Source organism: Pseudomonas fakonensis (assembly GCF_019139895.1).
Lineage (GTDB): Bacteria > Pseudomonadota > Gammaproteobacteria > Pseudomonadales > Pseudomonadaceae > Aquipseudomonas > Aquipseudomonas fakonensis.
The window spans coordinates 2,740,248-2,758,809 of the sequence record NZ_CP077076.1 but is presented as its reverse complement, the minus strand read 5'-3'; the positions used below and the strand labels follow the sequence as shown (position 1 = coordinate 2,758,809).

The 18,562-nt window shown below is 65.0% G+C and carries 18 protein-coding genes; 2 read left to right on the top strand and 16 right to left on the bottom strand.

Annotation, left to right across the window (positions count from 1 at the left end):
* Position 1 precedes the first annotated feature (1 nt).
* Both KSS94_RS12435 and KSS94_RS12430 read right to left on the bottom strand, forming a co-directional pair.
* Positions 2-1,189, bottom strand: a complete 1,188-nt coding sequence (locus tag KSS94_RS12435; protein ID WP_217843266.1) for an L-talarate/galactarate dehydratase — start codon at positions 1,187-1,189, stop codon at positions 2-4.
* A gap of 16 nt (positions 1,190-1,205) precedes the next feature.
* A complete protein-coding gene (locus KSS94_RS12430; RefSeq protein WP_217843265.1) occupies positions 1,206-2,591 on the bottom strand; it encodes an MFS transporter in 1,386 nt (461 codons plus the stop codon).
* A 281-nt stretch (positions 2,592-2,872) separates the two neighbouring features.
* On the opposite strand from KSS94_RS12430, the gene KSS94_RS12425 reads away from it, so the two are divergent.
* Positions 2,873-3,910, top strand: a complete 1,038-nt coding sequence (locus tag KSS94_RS12425; RefSeq protein WP_217843264.1) for a LacI family DNA-binding transcriptional regulator — start codon at positions 2,873-2,875, stop codon at positions 3,908-3,910.
* Positions 3,911-3,922: 12 nt separating this feature from the next.
* Here the strand turns inward: KSS94_RS12425 and KSS94_RS12420 are convergent, their stop codons facing one another.
* The 10 genes from KSS94_RS12420 to KSS94_RS12375 form a co-directional block, all read right to left on the bottom strand.
* A complete protein-coding gene (locus KSS94_RS12420; protein WP_225935878.1) occupies positions 3,923-4,852 on the bottom strand; it encodes an alpha/beta hydrolase in 930 nt (309 codons plus the stop codon).
* Positions 4,853-4,867: 15 nt separating this feature from the next.
* Positions 4,868-6,100 (bottom strand): OprD family porin, encoded by a 1,233-nt coding sequence (locus tag KSS94_RS12415; RefSeq protein ID WP_225935877.1) that lies wholly within the window; start codon positions 6,098-6,100, stop codon positions 4,868-4,870.
* A gap of 87 nt (positions 6,101-6,187) precedes the next feature.
* On the bottom strand, positions 6,188-7,057 hold the full coding sequence (locus KSS94_RS12410; RefSeq protein WP_217843262.1) for an aldose 1-epimerase: 870 nt from the start codon (positions 7,055-7,057) through the stop codon (positions 6,188-6,190).
* Between the two features lie 82 nt (positions 7,058-7,139).
* Positions 7,140-8,228: a mandelate racemase/muconate lactonizing enzyme family protein gene (locus tag KSS94_RS12405; protein ID WP_217843261.1), complete on the bottom strand. Its 1,089-nt coding sequence runs from the start codon at positions 8,226-8,228 to the stop codon at positions 7,140-7,142.
* Complete coding sequence (locus KSS94_RS12400; protein ID WP_217843260.1) at positions 8,225-9,034, bottom strand: NAD-dependent epimerase/dehydratase family protein; 810 nt, start codon at positions 9,032-9,034, stop codon at positions 8,225-8,227. Before KSS94_RS12400 ends, KSS94_RS12405 begins: the two co-directional genes overlap by 4 nt.
* A gap of 34 nt (positions 9,035-9,068) precedes the next feature.
* Positions 9,069-10,358 (bottom strand): MFS transporter, encoded by a 1,290-nt coding sequence (locus KSS94_RS12395; RefSeq protein WP_217843259.1) that lies wholly within the window; start codon positions 10,356-10,358, stop codon positions 9,069-9,071.
* Positions 10,359-10,445: 87 nt separating this feature from the next.
* Positions 10,446-10,739 carry a Dabb family protein gene (locus tag KSS94_RS12390; RefSeq protein ID WP_027608972.1) on the bottom strand — a complete coding sequence of 98 codons (294 nt, stop codon included), beginning with the start codon at positions 10,737-10,739 and terminating at the stop codon, positions 10,446-10,448.
* A gap of 13 nt (positions 10,740-10,752) precedes the next feature.
* Complete coding sequence (locus KSS94_RS12385) at positions 10,753-12,159, bottom strand: aldehyde dehydrogenase (NADP(+)) (RefSeq protein WP_217843258.1); 1,407 nt, start codon at positions 12,157-12,159, stop codon at positions 10,753-10,755.
* 112 nt (positions 12,160-12,271) lie between these two features.
* Positions 12,272-12,718, bottom strand: a complete 447-nt coding sequence (locus KSS94_RS12380; protein WP_217843257.1) for a nuclear transport factor 2 family protein — start codon at positions 12,716-12,718, stop codon at positions 12,272-12,274.
* Between the two features lie 3 nt (positions 12,719-12,721).
* Entirely contained in the window at positions 12,722-13,531 is an 810-nt protein-coding gene (locus tag KSS94_RS12375; RefSeq protein ID WP_217843256.1) for an RraA family protein, read from the bottom strand.
* A 175-nt stretch (positions 13,532-13,706) separates the two neighbouring features.
* On the opposite strand from KSS94_RS12375, the gene KSS94_RS12370 reads away from it, so the two are divergent.
* Complete coding sequence (locus KSS94_RS12370) at positions 13,707-15,311, top strand: IclR family transcriptional regulator domain-containing protein (protein WP_217843255.1); 1,605 nt, start codon at positions 13,707-13,709, stop codon at positions 15,309-15,311.
* Between the two features lie 78 nt (positions 15,312-15,389).
* Here KSS94_RS12370 and KSS94_RS12365 read toward each other — a convergent pair whose 3' ends face one another.
* From KSS94_RS12365 to KSS94_RS12350, 4 genes are read right to left on the bottom strand one after another with little or no spacing between them, the layout of a single operon-like run.
* The gene (locus KSS94_RS12365; protein WP_217843254.1) at positions 15,390-16,598 is read right to left on the bottom strand and encodes a pyridoxal phosphate-dependent aminotransferase; all 1,209 of its coding nucleotides are present in this window, start codon (positions 16,596-16,598) and stop codon (positions 15,390-15,392) included.
* A complete protein-coding gene (locus KSS94_RS12360) occupies positions 16,595-17,224 on the bottom strand; it encodes an RraA family protein (protein ID WP_217843253.1) in 630 nt (209 codons plus the stop codon). The genes KSS94_RS12365 and KSS94_RS12360 overlap by 4 nt, the downstream gene beginning before the upstream one ends.
* Positions 17,221-17,886 carry an RraA family protein gene (locus KSS94_RS12355; RefSeq protein WP_217843252.1) on the bottom strand — a complete coding sequence of 222 codons (666 nt, stop codon included), beginning with the start codon at positions 17,884-17,886 and terminating at the stop codon, positions 17,221-17,223. Before KSS94_RS12355 ends, KSS94_RS12360 begins: the two co-directional genes overlap by 4 nt.
* A gap of 1 nt (position 17,887) precedes the next feature.
* On the bottom strand, positions 17,888-18,550 hold the full coding sequence (locus tag KSS94_RS12350) for an RraA family protein (protein WP_217843251.1): 663 nt from the start codon (positions 18,548-18,550) through the stop codon (positions 17,888-17,890).
* Positions 18,551-18,562 lie beyond the last annotated feature (12 nt).

Sequence of the window (18,562 nt, the reverse complement as noted above, 5' to 3'; positions counted from 1 at the left end):
CTCAAGGGCGTTTGCCGAACTCGACGCTGTGCTGGGTCCAGGCCAGGGCCTGTTCGCTGAGGGAGAAGCCCAGGCCTGGGCGGTTAGGCACCCACATGCGGCCTTCGCGCAGCTCAAGGCGCTCGTTGAACATCGGCTCGAGCCATTCGAAGTGCTCTAGCCACGGCTCTTCGGGGTACGCTGCTGCCAAATGCAGGTGGATCTCCATGGCGAAGTGCGGCGCCAGCTTCAGGCCCTTGAAGCTGGCCAGGTTCATGATCTGCAGGAACGGCGTGATACCGCCGACCCGCGGCGCATCGGGCTGGATGAAATCGCAGGCGTTGGCAGTGATCAGCTGGGCGTGCTCGTTGAAGCTGGTGAGCATTTCGCCGGTGGCAATGGCGGTGTCCAGCGACGCGGCCAAGGCGGCGTGGCCCTCGACGTCGGCGCTGTCCAGCGGCTCCTCGATCCAGGTCAGGTCGAACTGTTCGAGCTTGCGGCAGAAGCGCTGGGCGGTGACCCGGTCCCATTGCTGGTTGGCGTCGACCATCAGCGGGAAGCCTTCGCCCAGTTGCTCGCGCACCGCCTGCACACGCTTGAAGTCGATGCTGGTGTCCGGCTGGCCGACCTTGATCTTGATGCCGCCAATGCCGTTGCCACGGGAGGTCTGTACGTTTTCCAGGACCTTTTCCAGCGGCGTCGACAGGTAGCCGCCGGAGGTGTTGTAGCACTGCACCGAATCGCGGTGGGCGCCGAGCAGTTTGGCCAATGGCAGGCTGGCGCGCTTGGCTTTCAAGTCCCACAGGGCAATGTCGAATGGCGCGATGGCCTGGGTGGTCAGGCCGCTGCGGCCCATCGAGGCACCGGCCCAGAGCAGCTTGTTGTAGAGCTTGGCGATGTCGTTGGGGTCCTCGCCCAGCAAGGTCGGGGCAATTTCCTGGGCGTGGGCGTACATGCCCGGGCCGCCGGCGCGCTTGGAGTAACCGAAGCCGATGCCTTCATGTCCCTCGCGAGTGCGGATCTCAGCGAAGATGAAGGCAATCTCGGTCAGCGGCTTCTGCCGGCCAGTCAGCACCTTGGCATCGCTGATTGGCGCGCCCAGCGGCAGCACGGTGTACGACAGTTTGATCCAGGCGATGCTGTCGGTGGTCGCTTCGCCAGGTTGCAGGGCAGCGATTTTCGGGTCGATGTAGACGTTGCTTTCGATCATGAAATCGTCCTCGGAGTCATTGAGCGTTGGAAGATTTGCCAGTCAGGTCGGAAAGTTGCAGGCGCTGGATGCGGCCGACGATCACCAGGTAGGAGAACGCCGCCAGCAAGCCGTGGACGCCGACATAGATAAGTGCACTGTTGAACGAGCCGCTGGAGTGCAGCAGGTAACCAATGACCACCGGTGTGACGATGCCGGCAGTGTTGCCCAGGGCGTTGAATACCCCGCCGGTCATGCCGATCATTTCTCGCGGGGCAGTGTCGGCCACCACGCTGAAACCGAGGTTGCCGAAGCCCTTGCCGAAGAACGCCAAGCTCATCACCGCGATCACCAACCACTGCGCATCGACGTAGTTGCACAGCATCATGGTCGAGCTCAGCAGCACGCCGGTGATGATTGGCGTTTTACGGGCAATGCTCAGAGACTTCGTGCGGCGCAGCAGGTAGTCAGAGAAGAAGCCCGACGACACCGCGCCGATCAGCCCGCACAGGGCCGGAATCGAAGCGACAAGGCCAGCCTGGAGAATGTCGAAGCCACGCTCCTTGACCAGGTAGATCGGGAACCAGGTGACGTAGAACCAGGTGACCGCACTGACGCAGTACTGACTGATGAACATGCCGATCAGCATGCGGCTCTTGAACAGCAGGCCGACTTCCGCCAGCGAGCTGCGGCGCTTTTCCTTGGGTAGCGAGGCCTGGGCTTCGAGGTCGACCAGCGCTTCACCCTTGCGCAGGTAGTCGAGTTCCTCGCCATTCATCTTTGGGTGGCTGACCGGCAGGTAGTAGTTTTTCCACCAGATCGCGGCGATGCCGAAGCCGACGATGCCCATGACGATGAACACGTATTCCCAGCCGAAGGCGTAGCACAGCCAGCCCATGAACGGGGTGAAGAACGCCAGCGAGATGTACTGCGCACTGTTGAAGATGGCCCCGGCCATGCCCCGCTCTGCCGACGGGAACCAGGACGCGATCACCCGTGTCGAGGCCGGCCCCACTGGCGCCTCGGCCACACCCAGCAGAAAGCGCAGAGCCAGCAGCAGCGGCACGATCATGCCGACGAAGTGCACCAGGCCCATGCACACGGTAAATGCCGACCACACGCAGATGGCCAGGGCCATGGTTTTCTTCGAGCCGAAGCGGTCAGCCAGCCAGCCGGAAGGGATCAGGAAGATCACGTAGGCCCAGCTGAAGATCGAGAACAGGTAGCCCATTTCCACCGAGCTGATGCCGAGCTCCTTGCTCATGTCGGAACCGGCCACCGACAGGGCGGCGCGATCACCGCTGCTCAGGGCCAGGACCATGGTGATCAGGGCCAGGATCAAATAACGATAGCGGGTAGCCGTGGTGGACGCGGCCACGGCGCCAGGGGCAGGCCCGGCGGCGTAGGTGTCGTGATTGTGCATCGCGGTTGCCTCATTGTTTTTATTGGCGTCGTGCAGGGCCTTGCACCGGCACCTGCTTCGGATTCTGGCAGCTCGCAGCCCTTTTGAAGAGCTGATTCCGACCAATGACAGCGCTATCAAATGACAGCGCTGTCATTAATCCTAGGCCTGAGCTGGTGGGCTTTGCAAATCGCTGTTCGCAGTGAATTCCCATGCATTGGGAATGAGCAGGAAATGCAAAAAAACGCGCGCCGTTCCGGTAGAATCGGCAACATGCTCAAAGCTCCCGTCCAGAGGCCCCCATGCTGGAAACGCCCGCTACCGTCGCTGATCCGAAACCACTGCTGGCTGCCCCTGCCACCCTCGATGACGTGGCGAAGATGGCCAAGGTCTCGCCCATCACCGTTTCCCGGGTGATCAACCGGCCGGAACTGGTGTCGGAGAAAACCCAGAAAAAGGTGCGCAATGCCATCCGCAAGACCGGATATGTGCCGAACATGCTCGCGGGCGCCCTGGTTTCGCAGCGCAGTCGGCTGGTCATCGTGGTGGTGCCGAACATCGCCAACCGTGCCTTCGTCGACACCATCACCCAGCTTGGCCAGCGCCTAGCCACGGCCCGCTACCAGTTGCTGCTCAGCCAGTCAGACCTGGCAAACAGCAGTGAAGCGGAACTGATCGATGCGATCCTCGCCCGCCGCCCTGACGGCATCGTGCTGACCCGCCAGCTGCAAAGCCCTGAAGCGCGGGAAAAGCTGATCGCCCGTGGCATTCCGGTGGTGGAGACCTGGGAGCTGACGCAGGACCCGATCGACACTGTGGTCGGTTTTTCCCACGAGGCCGTTGGCCAGGCCATGGCCGAGCACATCGTCGAACGCGGCCACCGCCGCGTGGGCCTGGTCTGGAGCGACGACGCCCGCGCCACCCAACGGCGCCGGGCGTGTGTCGATACCCTGCGCGCCGCTGGCGTTGAAGTGGTCGCCTGCGAGCTCGAAGCAGTGCCGGTGAACATGGGTCACGGCCGTGAAGCCATGGCTCGACTCATGGCGTCCAGGGTGCCGATGGATGCGGTGATCTGCAGCATCGACCTGCTCGCCCAGGGGGTCATGGCCGAGGCCCAGGCCAACGGCCTGCGGGTGCCTCAGGACCTGGCGGTGCTGGGCTTCGGTAACCTGGAATTCGCCGCGCATACCCACCCGCGCCTGAGCACGGTGAATGTTGACGGCGGGCGCATTGGCCTACGTACGGCGGAGTTGCTGCTGCAGCGAATCGAAGGCAGCCTGGGGCGTGGGCAACAGGTGGAGGATGTGGGCTTCAACCTGGTGGTTCGCGAAAGCACCTGAGGGCTGCGCGCGTCAATCGCCAGCCCAGCGCTGCAGCTGCGCCGCCATGTGATCCCAGGCCTGTTCGACTTCGGCCACTCCGAATGCCCTCAGGCTTGAGTGCACCATGCCCTCGCCCACCCAGGCTCGGGCCGCCACTCCCGCCGCCGCCAGCGCATCGACGTAGGCCAGCCCGTGATCGCACAGCGGGTCGACCCGCGCCACCAGCACCAACGCCGGAGCCAGCCCAGCGAAGTCTTCAGCCTCCAGCGGCATGGCGCAGGGATCATTACGCTGCAGCGCTTCAGGCACGAAGCCCGCTAATGACTTCATCAGCCCCGCCACCGTCATCATCGGTGCCTCGGCCTGCTCGCGCATCGATGGCAAGTCGTGGCGAGCCGTGAGTACCGGATACACCAGCAACTGGCCCAGTGGCTGCCCCAACCCGTCACGACGCAAAGCCATGCACAGGCCCGCAGCCAGCGTGCCCCCTGCGCTGTCCCCCGCTACCATCAGGCACGACGTACTGAGGCGTGGGTCGACAAGCCCCGCGCGCAAACCGCGCCATGCTAACAGGCAATCCTCTAGCGGCGCCGGATAGGCATGCTCCGGCGCCAGCCGGTACTCCACGGCAACGATCGCCAGTGGCACCCGCTGCATCAGGGCATGGGCAAACCAGTCATGGGTGTCGAGATTGCCCAGGTCCCAGCCGCCGCCGTGCAGGTACAACAGCGTCGGCCACCCCCCGGGCGGCACTTCGCCCGCGGGGGTGTAACAGCGCAGGCGCAAGCCCGCGAGGTCTATGTCGTCCACCTGCCAGCCCAGCGGCCGCGGTAACGTGCAGGCACGGCAGGCGGCGAGAAAGGCTTCTCGCCGGGCCGCCAGGCTGTCGTCACGCGGGGCGAAGCGTTGGCTGTTGTCGATGTAGGCCTGCATGGCAGGGTCGAGCGGACGGGATACCACGGGCAATCCTCCAGGTCAGAGCAAAGGCAAGGTGTAGGCGATGATCACCCGGTTTTCATCGCGCCGGCCGGTGGCATCGCCCTGCAGTTCGACGTTGCGCCAGCGCAGCGCCAGGTTCTTCAGTGGCCCGCTCTGGATCACGTAGGTGATGTCCAGGTTGCGCTCCCATTCGCTGCCGTCCTCGCCGGCCACCTTGAAGTTGTCGCCCTTCACGTATCGGGCGAATGCCGTCAGCCCCGGTACGCCAAGGGCAGCGAAGTCGAGGTCGTAGCGGGCCTGCCAGGAGCGCTCCTGCGCACGGTCGAAGCGCAGCACCTGTACAGCGTTGGCCACCCCGGGCAAGTCGGTGTCGTGGATGAACGGCAAGGCGCTGCCACCGGCGTTGTACTGGTAGCCAAGGCGGAAGGTCTGGGCGCGCAGGTTGGCGCTGAGCATCGCCGAGGTCATGCGGCTGTCGAGCTGGCCGGCATTTTCGCTGCCGGATTCGCCGGTGTCGAGGTAATTGAGCGTACCGGAGAGGTTCCAGTCGCCGGCCTTGAAGGTGTGGGTGCCGGTGTACAGGGTTTGCTGGTAGACATCCACCAGACGACCGGTCCACACCCCCAGCGAGGTCTGCGGCGTGGCGCGCCAGGTGCCACCGAGGTAATCGAAGCGGTCGCTGAACACGCTGTAGTAGTTACCCACCTGAATATCCCGGGCCCCAGCGAACTCTCGCTGATTGACCTTGCGCATCTGGCCCAGGCCGATATCGACGTTGTCCAGTTCGCGGATATCCAGCATCGCCCCTTCAAAGAACTGCGGCAGCAGCCGCGCGTCGCCAGAACTGACCAGCGGAATTTTCGGGAACAGCCCGCCCACCTTCAGCTCGCTCTTCGAGTACTTGAGCTTGACAGCCGCCGTGGCCTCGGAGAACTCGTCCACCGAGCGCGGGTCAGCATTGCGCGGCCCGCCGGCACGGTCATAGGCTCCCGGCAACAGCCCGGTGCCGCTGCGCGAGGGCGACGAGTCGAGCTTCAGGCCCAGACCTGCGTACACGTCCACACCCACCCCGACCGTCGTGTCGGTATAACCCGACTCGCCCTTGAGAATGAAGCCTTGAGCCCACTCTTCCAGCTTCGACTGGGCAGGCTTGGTCGAATCGCGCAGGTCGTGGTTGTAGTAGAAGTTGCGAAAGGTCAGGTTGGCCTTGCTGTCGTCGAGGAACGCGCCCTGGGCATACAGCGGGCCGAGCCCGAGCAGCAGGGACAAGGGTTTTGCAGCGCGAGCGAAGCCCGCTCCAGTCGAGGAGTGTTTCATTGTTGTTGTGCTCTTCTTATAGGTATGTGGGGTGTTGCGTCAGCGGTGTTGCCAGGTGAATTCGAGGGTGGCCTCCAGGCGCTGGCCCGGGGCGAGTTCATGGGTGCCGGTTTCGGCCCAGCTGTCGCGGGGCTGGTTGAACGCGTCAGCCAGGTGCGATACCGGCTCCAGGCACAGGTACGCGCTGCCGACCGGGGCGAATGCGACGAAGTGGTTCAGCACCTGCGAGGCCTGCAAGTGCAATTGGCCATTGGTGTATTCGAGTTGCAGCTGGCCATCCCAGCGCGACTGGTAATGCGCCAGTGCCGCGCCGGCATCGGCTTCGATCGACCAGTTGTTGGCACCCTCCTGGTACGCGCCGGTCGCCATGTACTCTCCATCGATCTGCCATTCGCGCCCGGTGCGGTACTGCACGCGCATGCCGGGGTGGCGCTGGAAATACGGGTGCAGCCCGAGGCCGCCAGGCATGGGCGTTTGCCCCAGGTTTACGAGCACCAAGGTGATGCGCAGGCGTGCGCCGTCGAGTGCGAAGTGCTGTTCGGCGCGAAACGCCCAGGGCCAGTGCTCGCCTAGGTAGTCGCAGGTGATGCTCAAGCGATCGCTGCCGCTGTCCACTACCTGCCAAGGCTGGGTGTGGCTCACGCCATGCAAGGTATGGGGCAGTGCCGCCGGATGTGCGGGCAACGCGTACTCGGTGCCGGTGAACTGCAACCGCGCGTTGCGGATGCGGTTGGAGTACGGCATCAGCGGGTAGGCGCCGGCCCGTGGCCAGTCCAGCGGGTTGAACTGATTGGCGTTGATCGGCAGCAGGACATCCAGCCCCTCGGCACTGAGGTGGGCGATGCGCCCGCCCCAGGCCGGCAGCACGCCCAGCGACCAGGTGGCATTGCTGAGAACCACGGTGTGCATAGAACCTCCAATGCCATTTTTCAGGCATGCACGCCCCCTGCCGCCGTGCCGAGGCACAGCGGTGAGGCGGTAAAGGGTCGGGTTAGCGGCGGAAGCGCTCGGCCACTTGCAGGTCGATGTCCAGGCCTAAACCTGGGCCCTGAGGGATCTGCAGCTGGTTACCCTGGCGCAGTTGCTCCACCGGGTACAACCAGCCAGCCGGCTCGACGAACAGGTACTCCACCTGCGGCACCCGAGGCTGTACGGCGGCCAGGTGCAGGGTGGCGATCAGGCCCGGGCCGAAGTATGGGCAGTGCGGCAGAATCACCGCCTCATGCTGCTCGGCCAGGCGGTCGATGCGCAGGCATTCGGAAATGCCACCGACCTTGGTCACACTGGGCTGTATGGAATCCACCGCAGCGGTCACCAGGGCCTGCTCGAACTGCACGGTGGTGCACCAGTTTTCCCCGGCAGAAATGTCCACGCCCTGCCCGCGCAGGCTGCCCAGGGCCGTGAAGTCCTCGGGCGGGAAGATCGGCTCTTCCAGCCAGGCCAGCTTCAGCTCTGCCAGCGCCGGCAGCCAGTCGCGGGTCCCCTGCACGGTCCAGGAACAGTTGACGTCGGTGGACAGCGGCACGTCATCGCCAATGGCACGTCGGCAAGCGCCGATTTCATGCAGGGTGGCCTCGTGCAGCTTGATGTCGCTGAACCCCTGCTCCAGCGCCTTTTCGCAGGTGGCCGGGGCCACCTGGTCATCGCCGTAACGCACCAGACTGGCGTAGGCTGGCACCTGTTCGCGGCAGGCCTGGCCGAGCAAGCGGTGCAACGGCAAGCGCTGCCGGCGGGCGGCCAGGTCCCACAGGGCGATGTCGAGGCCGGAAATGGCGAACATCGTCACGCCGTAGCGGCCGAACAGGTGCAGGCGTTGCTGCAGTTCCAGGTTCAACGCTGGAATGTCGGTGACCTCGCGGCCCAGCACTTGTGGCGCCACCAGCCGGTCGATCAGGGCCTTGGTGGCGTCGGCGACGAAGTAACCGAACGCCTCGCCCCAGCCAACATTACCCAGTTCGTCTTCGACGCGCACCAGCACGTTCTCCAGCGTGCGCCAGGCCGAAGGCGTGCCGCCCACCCCGCGACCGCCGTCGTGGAAGGGGATTTCGACGATCTGGGTATCGATGCGGACGATCTTCATGCTTGCTCCAACACACTGGCCAGGGCCACACCGGCATAGGCGCCGCCAACATGGTCACGACCGGAACCGCCCGGGGCCATGGCGTCATAGGTGAGGAAGTTGTCGGCCAGGTGCTCGGCCGCATGGTCCTGTGGCCGATAGCCCAGGGCACGGGCACGGTTGTTGTGGAACAGCGCCTGGGGGCATTCCGACACGCCGTAGACGATCTCGTGGCGCACCTCGGGGTGCTCCAGGCCGATCAGCACCAGTTGGGCCAGGTCACGGGCGCTGGTCCACAGGCGCAGGCGACGGGCGTCGGCGACCTTGGCGTCGGCGTTGCCGATGCGCACGATGAACGTGGCCAGCTCGCTGCGCTGGGAGAAGGTCGCGCAGGCCGCTTCACCGAACACCTTGCTCAACGCGTAGTAGCTGTCCGGCGCCACCGGGTGCTCATCGAACTGTTCGCCAGCCTGCGTGCGGTACTGCCCCAGCACATGGTGGCTGCTGGCGAACACGAAACGCCGCGCCCCGGCGCGCTGGGCGGCTTCGAGCAGGTACAGGGTGGCGTGGTAGTTGGGCTCGACCGTGGCCTGGAACTGGATATCGGTGCCGTGGGCACAGGCCAGGTGCAGCACCGCGTCGACACCCTCGCAGGCCTGGCGGACGAAGGCCGGGTCGGTCAGGTCGCCGACCAGGGCGGTTTCATTGGCGGCCAGCTCGCTGACCGGTCGACGATCCAGCAGGCGCAGGCTGAAGCGCTCGCGCAGGTACGGGCGCAGGGCGGTTCCGACGATACCGGCGGCGCCGGTGACTAGAAGCGTAGGCATGGTGTATTCCCGTAAATCGTGGGTAGCAGTCAGTTCAGGCGGTGGCGATGACGTTGGCTTGCCGGGCCGGCTTCTGGCCGACGAACAAGGCCACGATCAGTGCGCCGACGATGCCCAGCCCGGCGGCCAGGCCGAAGCCGCTGCCGTAGGTGCCGGTGGACTGGATGATGAAGCCGGTCACGGTCGGCGCAACGATGCCGGACAGGTTGGCCAGGCCATGCATGAAACCACCGGCGGTGCCCACCTGATGGTCCGGCACGGCGTCCTGGATCAGCGACCAATAGGCTGGCGCGGTCAGCATCAGGAAGCCGATGGCCACGGTCATCACCACCACGGTGCTGGTTACGCTCTCCACCTGGCCGGTCAGGCCGATGCACACCGCAGCCACCAGCAGGCAACTGACCAGCACCACCTTGCGCGAGAACAGTTGCCTGCCGGTGCGCTTGTACACCCAGTCGATCAGCAGCCCGCCACAGATGAAGCCGACGGTACCCACCAGCCACGGCAGTGCGGTGACGATGCTCATGGCCTTGAGGTCGATGCCCTTGGCCTCGATCAGGTAGCTGGGGAACCAAGTCATGAAGAAGTACAGGATGTAGTTGTAGCAGAACAGCGAAACGCCAGTGACCAGTACCGAGCGCTGCAGGATGATCTGCAGCACCGGGGTACGCGGCGCGTCTGCGACGGCAGTGACCGGGGCTTCACGGCCCTCATTGATCAGCGCGAGCTCTTCGGCCGACACCTGTGGGTGCTCCTTGGGCGTCGAGGCCGCCAGGCGGTACCAGGCGATAGCCCACAGCACGCCGACCACCGCGATCACCACGAACGCCACGCGCCAGCCCAGCCACAGGGCGAGAAAACCCACGATCGGGCCGGCCAGAGCGCCGCCCAGCGGGCCGCCAGCCTGATTGATGCCGATGGCGCGGGCGCGCTCCTTGATCGGGAACCAGCTGTTGACGGTCTTGTTGGCGGTGGTCGACACCGGGCCTTCGCCGACGCCGAACAGCGCGCGCACGATCAGCAGCGACCAGAAGTTGAAGGCCAGCGCGGTGGAGCCGCACAGCAGCGACCAGAAGCTCATCGACCAGGTCAGCACACGCTTGGGCCCGAAGCGGTCGGCCAGGTAACCACCGACGAAACAGAACAGCGCATAGCCGAAGAAGAAGCTGCTGAAGATCATGCCCTTCTCGGCGGGCGTGAGGTGATACTCCTGAGTAATGAACGGCATGGCGATCGACAGGGCAGCGCGATCGACATAGTTGATGATCATGGCCAGGAACAACATGGTCAGGATCGTCCAGCGATAATTGTTTTTCTTGTTCATGTACGACTCCGCCCGGCACCTGTGATGCCGGATCTTTTTTGTTATAGCGCCTGGCCCCGGCAGAGGGCCAGGTGCCTCTGGGGTCAATCAGACGCTGTAATCCACCGCCACCCACTCGAAGTACTGCTTGAGGTCGGCGACCAGGGCCTGATGCGCCGGGTGTGGCAGGTAACGCTGTACTGCGTCGGCGTCGTCGAAGCTGGATTCGAGGATGTAGTCCCAGCAGATCGGCCGATCCAGTTCGTTGGCCGCGACCCTCCAGTCGCGGATGAAGTCGATTTCCTCAGTGAGGTCGCGCATCCGCGCCACCAGCACCGACTCCAGTTCAGGCTGCGCTTCGACGCCCGGCAGGCGGCGAAACAGCACGATATGTCGCATCATCGCCCTGCCCTCCTCAGCCCAGCACCCAGGTCGGCGCTTCCTGCAACGCGACCGGGCGCAGGAAGCGCTCGATGGCGGCAAAGCCGACCGAGGTGGACTGAGGCGCGGTGGACGAAGGCCATGGCCCGCCGTGCTGCTGGGCGTGGCACACGGCAACGCCGGTCGGCACACCGCTGAACAGCACGCGCCCGGACACTCGCTGGGCGGCGCGCAGCAGCTGGCGGTTGTCGGTGTTGTCGGCGTCCAGGCCCCACAAGGTAGTGGTCAGGGTACCGCCGATGGCTTCGAGCACTTCGGCCGCCTGAGCAACGGAATTCGCGGTGACGATCAGCGCCGCCGGGCCGAACATTTCTTCACGCAGGTGAGCGTTGGCAATGAACGATACGGCATCGGTGGCGAACAGCCGCGGCGACGGGCCAGCGCCATCGGCCTGCGGGGCGAACACAGACGTGGCGTTGGCCGCTACCGTGGCAGCTGCCGCCTCGAAGCCCTGCTGCATGCCCGGGGTGAGCATACGGTGCGTGGCAATCGGCGCAATGGCTTCGGCCAGCTGGGCGACGAAACGCTGACTGTGGGGTGAGTCGAGCAGCACGACCACGCCAGGGCTGGTGCAGAACTGGCCGCAACCCAGGGTGATCGAGCCAGCCAGGGTCCTGGCCAAGGCCTCGCTGTCTTTTTCCAGCACAGCAGGCAAGGCCACCAGCGGGTTGATCGAACCCAGCTCGCCGAAGAACGGCACCGGGCGCTCACGGTCATTGGCGGCCTGCCACAGGGCTTTGCCGCCCTGGTAGGAGCCGGTGAAGGCCACGGCAGCGATTGATGGGTGCTGGACCAGGTAGGTGCCGGCGGCGCGGTTTGGCGCTTCGGCCAGGGTCAACAGGCCTGCCGGCAGCCCTTGGGCGCGGACCACGCCAGCGGCCAGGGCAAAGACCGCGCGGGACAGTTCCGGGTGGCCGGAATGCGGCTTGATCACCACCGGGCAACCGGCGGCCAAGGCCGAGGCGGTATCGCCGCCCAGTACCGAGAAGGCGAACGGGAAGTTGCTGGCCGAAAACATCGCCACCGGGCCCAGCGGGCGCTGCACGCGTGTCAGGCGTGGACGGCCGGCAGGTGGAGCACCGGCAACGGCGTGATCCTCGACCTGACGGTACGGCACACCGGCTTCCACTTCGCTGGCGAAGCCACGCAGTTGGAAAGCCGTGCGGGCCACTTCGCCGTTCAGCCGGGCTTCGCCCAGGCCACTTTCGCGGTCGGCGATGACGACCAGTTCGGCTTGCTGCTGTTCCAGGGCATCGGCCAGGCCACGCAGCAGGGTGGCGCGCTGGGTGGCACTGGAATCGGCCCAGAAGTCGGCGGCGGCCGCCGCTTGCGCGACGACTGCGTCGATGGCAGCGAAATTCGGGTTTTGCGGGGTGGTCATGGGGGCACTCCTTCAAAAATTGCGGTGCGGCCATTCGCGGGGCAAGCCCGCTCCTACAGGTACAGCGCGGCCCTTGTGGGAGCGGGCTTGCCCCGCGAAGAGGCCAGTGGCCTTAACGCGCCTTCGGCTCCAGGTGATACCCGCGGCCGACATAGTCGAAATCGACCAGCTCGTTGATCACCACGTCCTTCTCGGCCGGCGACGCGTAATAGGCGCGGATCTCCTTGATCAGGCCGCTCTGCTCGTCGAACACGTACCACTCGTCACCGCGCAGGGCTGTGCCCAGCTTGCTCTTCCAGTGAGTCCACTCGATCACCGCTTCGTTGCTGTCGTGGCTGACCAGGATCTTCTCGATGGTCCACTGCGAGCCCAGGTTCTCCACGCACCACACCCATTTTCGGGCGATGGTGTCGGCAGTGCGCCACGGAATTTCGGGCAACCCCGAGGGGAAGTAGTGCACCGCGTCCGGGGTGAAGCAGGACACCAGCTTGTCGTAGTCGCCTTCGTTGCAGGCGTCGAAGTAGCGGCGGATCGTTTGTGCATGCTTGTGCTCGGCCATGGCTCAGCCCTCTTCACGGTCGATGATCGACGGGATGGCCGGGCGGCCGGCGGCGACCCAGGCGTGGTAGTCGGACACCGACGCCGAGCTCGGCGGGTACACGCCCCACAGCGCTTCGCCTGCGGCAATGCGCATGGCCAGGTAGCCTTCGATGTCGTCCTGCACGCTGCACACTTCGGCCAGCTCCTCGGCCAGGTGTGCCGGGACCACGGTCAGGCCATCGGCATCGCCGACGATGATGTCGCCCGGGTAAACGGCAACTCCGGCGCAACCGATCGGCACCTGCAGGTCAGCCACATGGTGGTAGGAAATACGCGTGGTCGCGGTGATCTCACGGGCATAGGCCGGCAGGCGCATGGCGGCGATCTCGCTGCCATCGCGCAGTGCGCCGTCGGTGACGATGGCCTTGGCGCCACGGGCCAGCAGGCGGGTCACCAGGATGTTGCCGGCCGACGCGGCGGCCGGGTCGTTGCGGCTGTCGATCACCAGCACGTCGCCCGGCTGGATCTGCTCCACGCCCACCCATTGCAGGTTGTCATCGTTGGGTTTGGTGGTCATGGTCGAGTAGGTGTCGATGTCTTCACGGGCGGGGATAAAGCGCATGGTGAAGGCACGCCCGGCGAATGGCTTGGCATCGGGGCACATGGCGCGCAGGCCGACCAGCGCTGGCTGACGGAAGCCGCGCTTGAACAGCTGGGTGGTGAGCGAGCCGCTGCTGCAGGTGGCGAGCTTGGCCAGTACTTCGTCGCTGACGACGACCTGTTTGCCGGAGACGCTCTCGTGGGCATCGGCGTAGTTGTGGATGACGGACATTATTGTAGGTTCTCCTTGCGGGTTCATCCGATGGACGGCCAGGGCAAATTCCCAACATATGGAACATGCATTCACTGAAAGCCCTGTTGAGGCCGATTCTATGGCGGAAAACTGGGAGAAAAAGGGGCAGAATGGGTGCTCAGGCATTCGAGTTCCAACAGATGGGAATCAAACAATGAAAGCAGGTGAAGGCACCGCCGCGCTGGAAAAGGCCCTGGACGTGCTCCAGACCATTGGCGCAACCGCCACCGGCATCAGCCAGGCCGAACTCGCCGAGCAGGTGCCGCTGCCGCGCACCACGCTGTACCGCATCATCGCTACCCTGGTGGAGCGCGGCATGATCCGCCGCGACCCGACACGCAAGGTCTACCGCCTGGGCTTCAATTACCTGGAGATGGTCCGCAACGCCTATCTGGAGCCGGACCTGGTGGCCGCCGCCAGCGCCGAGCTGCGTGCCCTGCGCGACCTCACCGGGGAGACCTCCTACCTGGCGGTGCTCGACGGCAACCAGGTGCTGTCGCTGGAGCGCTGCGAAGGCGCCCACACCCAGCGCTCGGCTGCAAGCCTCGGCCAGGGCAAGCCGGTTTACTGCACAGGCCAGGGCAAGGCGATCCTCTCCGCGCTCTCCCCTTCGGCCCGCGACGAGATCCTCAAGGGCCTGGTGCTGGCACCGCTGACGCCGCTGACCATCACCGACCGCCGCCGGCTGCTGGCCGAACTGCAGATTACCCAAGTGCGTGGCTACGCCATCGACGATGAGGAAATTCGCCTGGGCATCCGCTGCGTCGCCGCGCCGATCGTCGACAAGCAGGGTTTGGTGCGCGGCGCCCTGAGCGTCGCCGGACCCGCCTACCGTCTGACCTTGGAGCGCTTGACGCTGCTGGGGCCGGAGCTAGCCGACGCGGCACGTCGGGTTGGTGAGCAACTGCGCCCGGACAGCGCCCCGCGCACCGCCGGCGAGCTCAGTGTGGTGCCAGGCCCCTGGGCATTTCATGGCGCGTTCCCGCGCTGGCACGCGGGGCAGCAGGTGCTGTACTGGGCCGACACCCTGGCGCCAGCCATTCATTGCTGGGACGGCCATACCAGTCGCTTGCTGACACGCCTCGACCTGCCGGTGCGCGGCATGGAGCTGCACCCGGACGGCCTGCTGGTGGCCCAGGCCGGCGGATGGTCACTGATCGATTGGCAGGGCAACGAGCATCCCCGCCAGGACCTGCTCGGCAGCCGTCTGCTGGCATTGGCCACGCATCCGTCCGGCGCTTTGTGGGCGTGCGCCAAAAGTGGCAATGGTTGCTTGATCGGCGAACTCAGCGCCGAGGGCGAACTGCGCCATGGCTGGTCACTGCCGGAGCCGGTCAGCGCGTTTCGCTGGGATGCCAAGGGCTGCGCGGTGTATGCCCTGGTACCGGAGGCTGGTGACATTCTGCTGTTGCAACCAGGCAGCAGCAGCGTGCGCCGGCTGGCCTCGCTGCCCCGTGGCGGCGGCAGCCTGGGTGGGCTGGCGTTGGATGGCGCAGGCGGCGTGTGGACCACGCAACTCGATGGTTGGAGCCTGGCGCGCTTCGACGCCGAGGGCAATCTGGACCGGATGATCGGATTACCGGTGCCGAGCCCGACCGACCTGTGCTTTGGTGGGGAGGATGGCACCACCCTGTTCATCACCAGTGCTCGCCATGCGCTGAAGCTGGAAGTGCTGGGCAGTGCGCCAGACTCGGGGTGCCTGATGCAAATGAGACTTGAAGCCAGGGCCTGCAAGTGCCTGGTTGCGAGGCCATCATAGGGCCGCACTCCCTGTCACCTGCGTATGCAAGCGAGCGAGTGCAGCCTTTCGCAGCTCTGTTCCAGCGGGGCGATCTATCTACCCTGTGCTCTGGCAAAAGCTGTGAATGGCTTGGCAAGCCCCACGCAGCGATTCGTCATCCAGAGCGTAAGCAATGCGCAGGTAACCTGGAAGACCGAATGCACTGCCCTGAACGACGGCAACATTGGCTTCTTCCAGCAACGCCAAGGCCACTGCCTCGTCACTTACCAACTCGCGGCCAGCCGGTGAGCGCTTGCCGATCAGCCCAGAGCAGTCAGCGAACGCGTAGAAGGCACCGCCCGGGACTTCGCAGCTGATACCCGGTGCCTGGTTGAGCAGTTCGACCATGAAATCGCGGCGCCGCTGGAAGACTTCGCGGCTGTGCGCGATGAAGTCCTTCGGACCGTCCAGGGCAGCGATTGCAGCGTGCTGCGAGATGGAACAGGCGCCCGAGGTCTGCTGCCCTTGAAGCTTTTCCATGGCTTCAAGCAGCCAGCGAGGACCCGTGGCGAACCCGATGCGCCAGCCTGTCATGGCGTAGGCCTTCGACACACCGTTCATGGTCAGTGTTCGTGCAGCCAGGCGTGGCTCTACCTGGGCGAGCGTGAGGAACTCACGGCCGTCGAAGATCAGGTGCTCATAGATATCATCCGCCAGAACCAATACCTGCGGGTTGGCCAGCAACACCTCAGCCAGCGCCGCCAGTTCTTCGCGGTCGTACACCGCGCCCGTGGGGTTTGACGGCGAATTCAGGATCAGCCAGCGGGTTTTCGGCCCGATCGCTTCGGCCAGCGCTTGCGGAGTCAGCTTGAAGCCCGAGGCGGCGCCACAGGCAACAATGCGCGACTCACCACCGCACAGCTCGACCATTTCCGGATAGCTGACCCAGTAAGGCGCAGGAATCACCACTTCGTCGCCTTCGTTCAGGGTTGCGGCCAGGGCATTGAAGATGACCTGCTTGCCACCGCTGCACACCAGCGTGTCCTGCCAGCTGACGTCCAGGCCGTTTTCACGCTGGTACTTGCGGGCAATCGCTTCGCGCAGCGCTCGAAGCCCAGCCACCTGGGTGTATCGCGTGTGGCCATCGTTGATCGCACTGATGGCCGCGGCACGGATGTGCTCCGGCGTATCGAAGTCAGGCTCACCCGCACAGAGCGAAATGATCTTTGCCCCTTCTGCGCGGCGTGCGGCGACGCGATCGATGATCTTGTAGGTCGCCGAAGGCTTGGCAGCCTCCAGGCGACGGTTCAGTGTTTCCAGGCTCACGCGTGCTCCTCCGGAAGGGAAAGGCCCATCAGGTCCATTGTGGTCTGACCTTCGCGCAGCCTGGCCATGAACACGGCCTCTTTGTCGGCACGCTTCTGGCCTTCGCGCAGTGTGCTTTCAACGGCATCGGCCGGGATGATGATGACACCGTCCTCGTCCGCGACTACCAAGTCGCCAGCGCTGACCTGCGCACCGCTGAAGTCGAACGGCTTGCCTACCGAAGGCGTGGTCGCCTTGACGGTACCTTTGACCGAGATGCCCCGCGCAAACACCGGGAAGCCATGGGCTTCAAGCGCGGCGATATCGCGCACGCCGCCGTTGATCACCAGGCCGACAATGCCTGCAGTTTCAGCCGCCACAGTCAGCACTTCACCCCAGTAGCCGGCGACGAAGTCGGCGGTGTCACAGACCAGGACGCTACCGCGCGGCGCTTTCGCCACCGCCAGGTGCAGGCCCAGGTTGTCACCTGGCGAGCATTGCAGCGGGTAAGCCGGGGCGGCGATGAACGCGCCTTTCCAGACCGCGCGAATTTCGCGATCGACCGCGCACGCCAGCCCAGAGGCCTCGTACAGGGTAGAACTGCCGAGGACTTTTGCGATGTTCTGATAGTCGTGTGGAAGGCTCATGGTTGTTTGCTCTGCAGGGCGTGGTAACCGAGGGCGGCACGGGCTTGTTTGAGGCTCATGCCAGTGGCGATCTGTTCGCGGATCTGCGCTTCGACGTGTTCAATACGGCGTGCCGTTTCAGCGACTTCCCGGGCACGATCACGCGGGACGATGACGACGCCATTGGCGTCAGCCACGACGATGTCGCGGGCACATACCCGGGCTTGGCCTACCGACACCGGCTGGTTGACGGCCACGACTTCCACGCGGTCCTTGCCGGTACGCATGAAGCGGCCCTTGCTGAACAGCGGGTAACCTTCGCCCAGCGCCTTGTTCACATCGCGGCAGACGCCATCAATGACCGTGCCGGCGATACCGCGGGCCAGGGCGTACTGGGTCATGATGTCGCCCCACACCGTGCAGTCGGTACGGCCGTCGTTGGCAATGACCACAACGTCACCGGGTGCTACGTCATCAATGAAGTCACCCACCGTGCCGGGCGGTGTGCTGGCACTGACGTACTGAACAGTGAAGGCCGGCCCGACCACAACCTGGCTGTAGTTGGCCAGTGGCGCAATACCGAAGGCCTGGCCTGGAAGGCCCAGCTTGTCCATCGCATCGGACACGCCCGGGGTATCCAGGCCTTCGAACAACGCGACGAGCTCTTTATCGCAAAGGCTCATATCAGTGCTCCACCTTGATGGCTTCGAATTGGGCGTCGTGCATCACTTCTTCGACCGAGCGGCCGGCACGGACGGCGTCGACCATGCCGGCCTGGCGGCGATCGATACGCTCGGCTAGGTCGAGCACCTTTTCGATAGCGTGGGCCGGGACAAAAACGCTGCCGCATTCATCGGCGATCACGTAGTCGCCCTCCTCAACCTCAACGCCGGCCATGCGAACTCTCACGGCCGCGTCGATCTGGATGAGCCGGTTACGTGCGCTGATCATGGTCACGCCGCGGCCGAAAACCGGGTAGCCGATATCGGCGCTGCCGCGGATGTCGCGGCTGAAGCCATCGATGATCGAGCCGCGGATGCCTTTGCGCTGGGCTGCGTTGGCGAGGATATCGCCCCAGCTGGAGATACCGTCGACACCACCAGCGATCACCAGCACGCGGTCATCGCTGGTGATCTGCTCCACGACCGGGGTAATCAGGTGGACAGTGGGCGCCACGTCCTGCTTTGGCCCCAGTTGCACAGTGCTGGCGCGGCCAACGATCTTCGGGCAGTTCCAGAGCGGCATCAGGCCGTTGGTGGCACCGGGCAACTGGAGGAAGTCCAGCGCGTCCGACACCGTGTTGGTGTCGAGCGCAGCCAGGCGATCAATCGGGGCTTTCAAGCTCATCGGTTGCAGGCC

Excerpts from the sequence above, each read along its gene's own strand:
- KSS94_RS12395 (WP_217843259.1), bottom strand. The coding sequence starts at position 10,358 with ATGAACAAGAAAAACAATTATCGCTGGACGATCCTGACCATGTTGTTC.
- KSS94_RS12435 (WP_217843266.1), bottom strand. The coding sequence starts at position 1,189 with ATGATCGAAAGCAACGTCTACATCGACCCGAAAATCGCTGCCCTGCAA.
- KSS94_RS12350 (WP_217843251.1), bottom strand. The coding sequence starts at position 18,550 with ATGAGCTTGAAAGCCCCGATTGATCGCCTGGCTGCGCTCGACACCAAC.
- KSS94_RS12380 (WP_217843257.1), bottom strand. The coding sequence starts at position 12,718 with ATGGCCGAGCACAAGCATGCACAAACGATCCGCCGCTACTTCGACGCC.
- KSS94_RS12355 (WP_217843252.1), bottom strand. The coding sequence starts at position 17,886 with ATGAGCCTTTGCGATAAAGAGCTCGTCGCGTTGTTCGAAGGCCTGGAT.
- KSS94_RS12385 (WP_217843258.1), bottom strand. The coding sequence starts at position 12,159 with ATGACCACCCCGCAAAACCCGAATTTCGCTGCCATCGACGCAGTCGTC.
- KSS94_RS12430 (WP_217843265.1), bottom strand. The coding sequence starts at position 2,591 with ATGCACAATCACGACACCTACGCCGCCGGGCCTGCCCCTGGCGCCGTG.
- KSS94_RS12400 (WP_217843260.1), bottom strand. The coding sequence starts at position 9,034 with ATGCCTACGCTTCTAGTCACCGGCGCCGCCGGTATCGTCGGAACCGCC.
- KSS94_RS12370 (WP_217843255.1), top strand. The coding sequence starts at position 13,707 with ATGAAAGCAGGTGAAGGCACCGCCGCGCTGGAAAAGGCCCTGGACGTG.
- KSS94_RS12360 (WP_217843253.1), bottom strand. The coding sequence starts at position 17,224 with ATGAGCCTTCCACACGACTATCAGAACATCGCAAAAGTCCTCGGCAGT.
- KSS94_RS12375 (WP_217843256.1), bottom strand. The coding sequence starts at position 13,531 with ATGTCCGTCATCCACAACTACGCCGATGCCCACGAGAGCGTCTCCGGC.
- KSS94_RS12425 (WP_217843264.1), top strand. The coding sequence starts at position 2,873 with ATGCTGGAAACGCCCGCTACCGTCGCTGATCCGAAACCACTGCTGGCT.
- KSS94_RS12405 (WP_217843261.1), bottom strand. The coding sequence starts at position 8,228 with ATGAAGATCGTCCGCATCGATACCCAGATCGTCGAAATCCCCTTCCAC.
- KSS94_RS12390 (WP_027608972.1), bottom strand. The coding sequence starts at position 10,739 with ATGATGCGACATATCGTGCTGTTTCGCCGCCTGCCGGGCGTCGAAGCG.
- KSS94_RS12410 (WP_217843262.1), bottom strand. The coding sequence starts at position 7,057 with ATGCACACCGTGGTTCTCAGCAATGCCACCTGGTCGCTGGGCGTGCTG.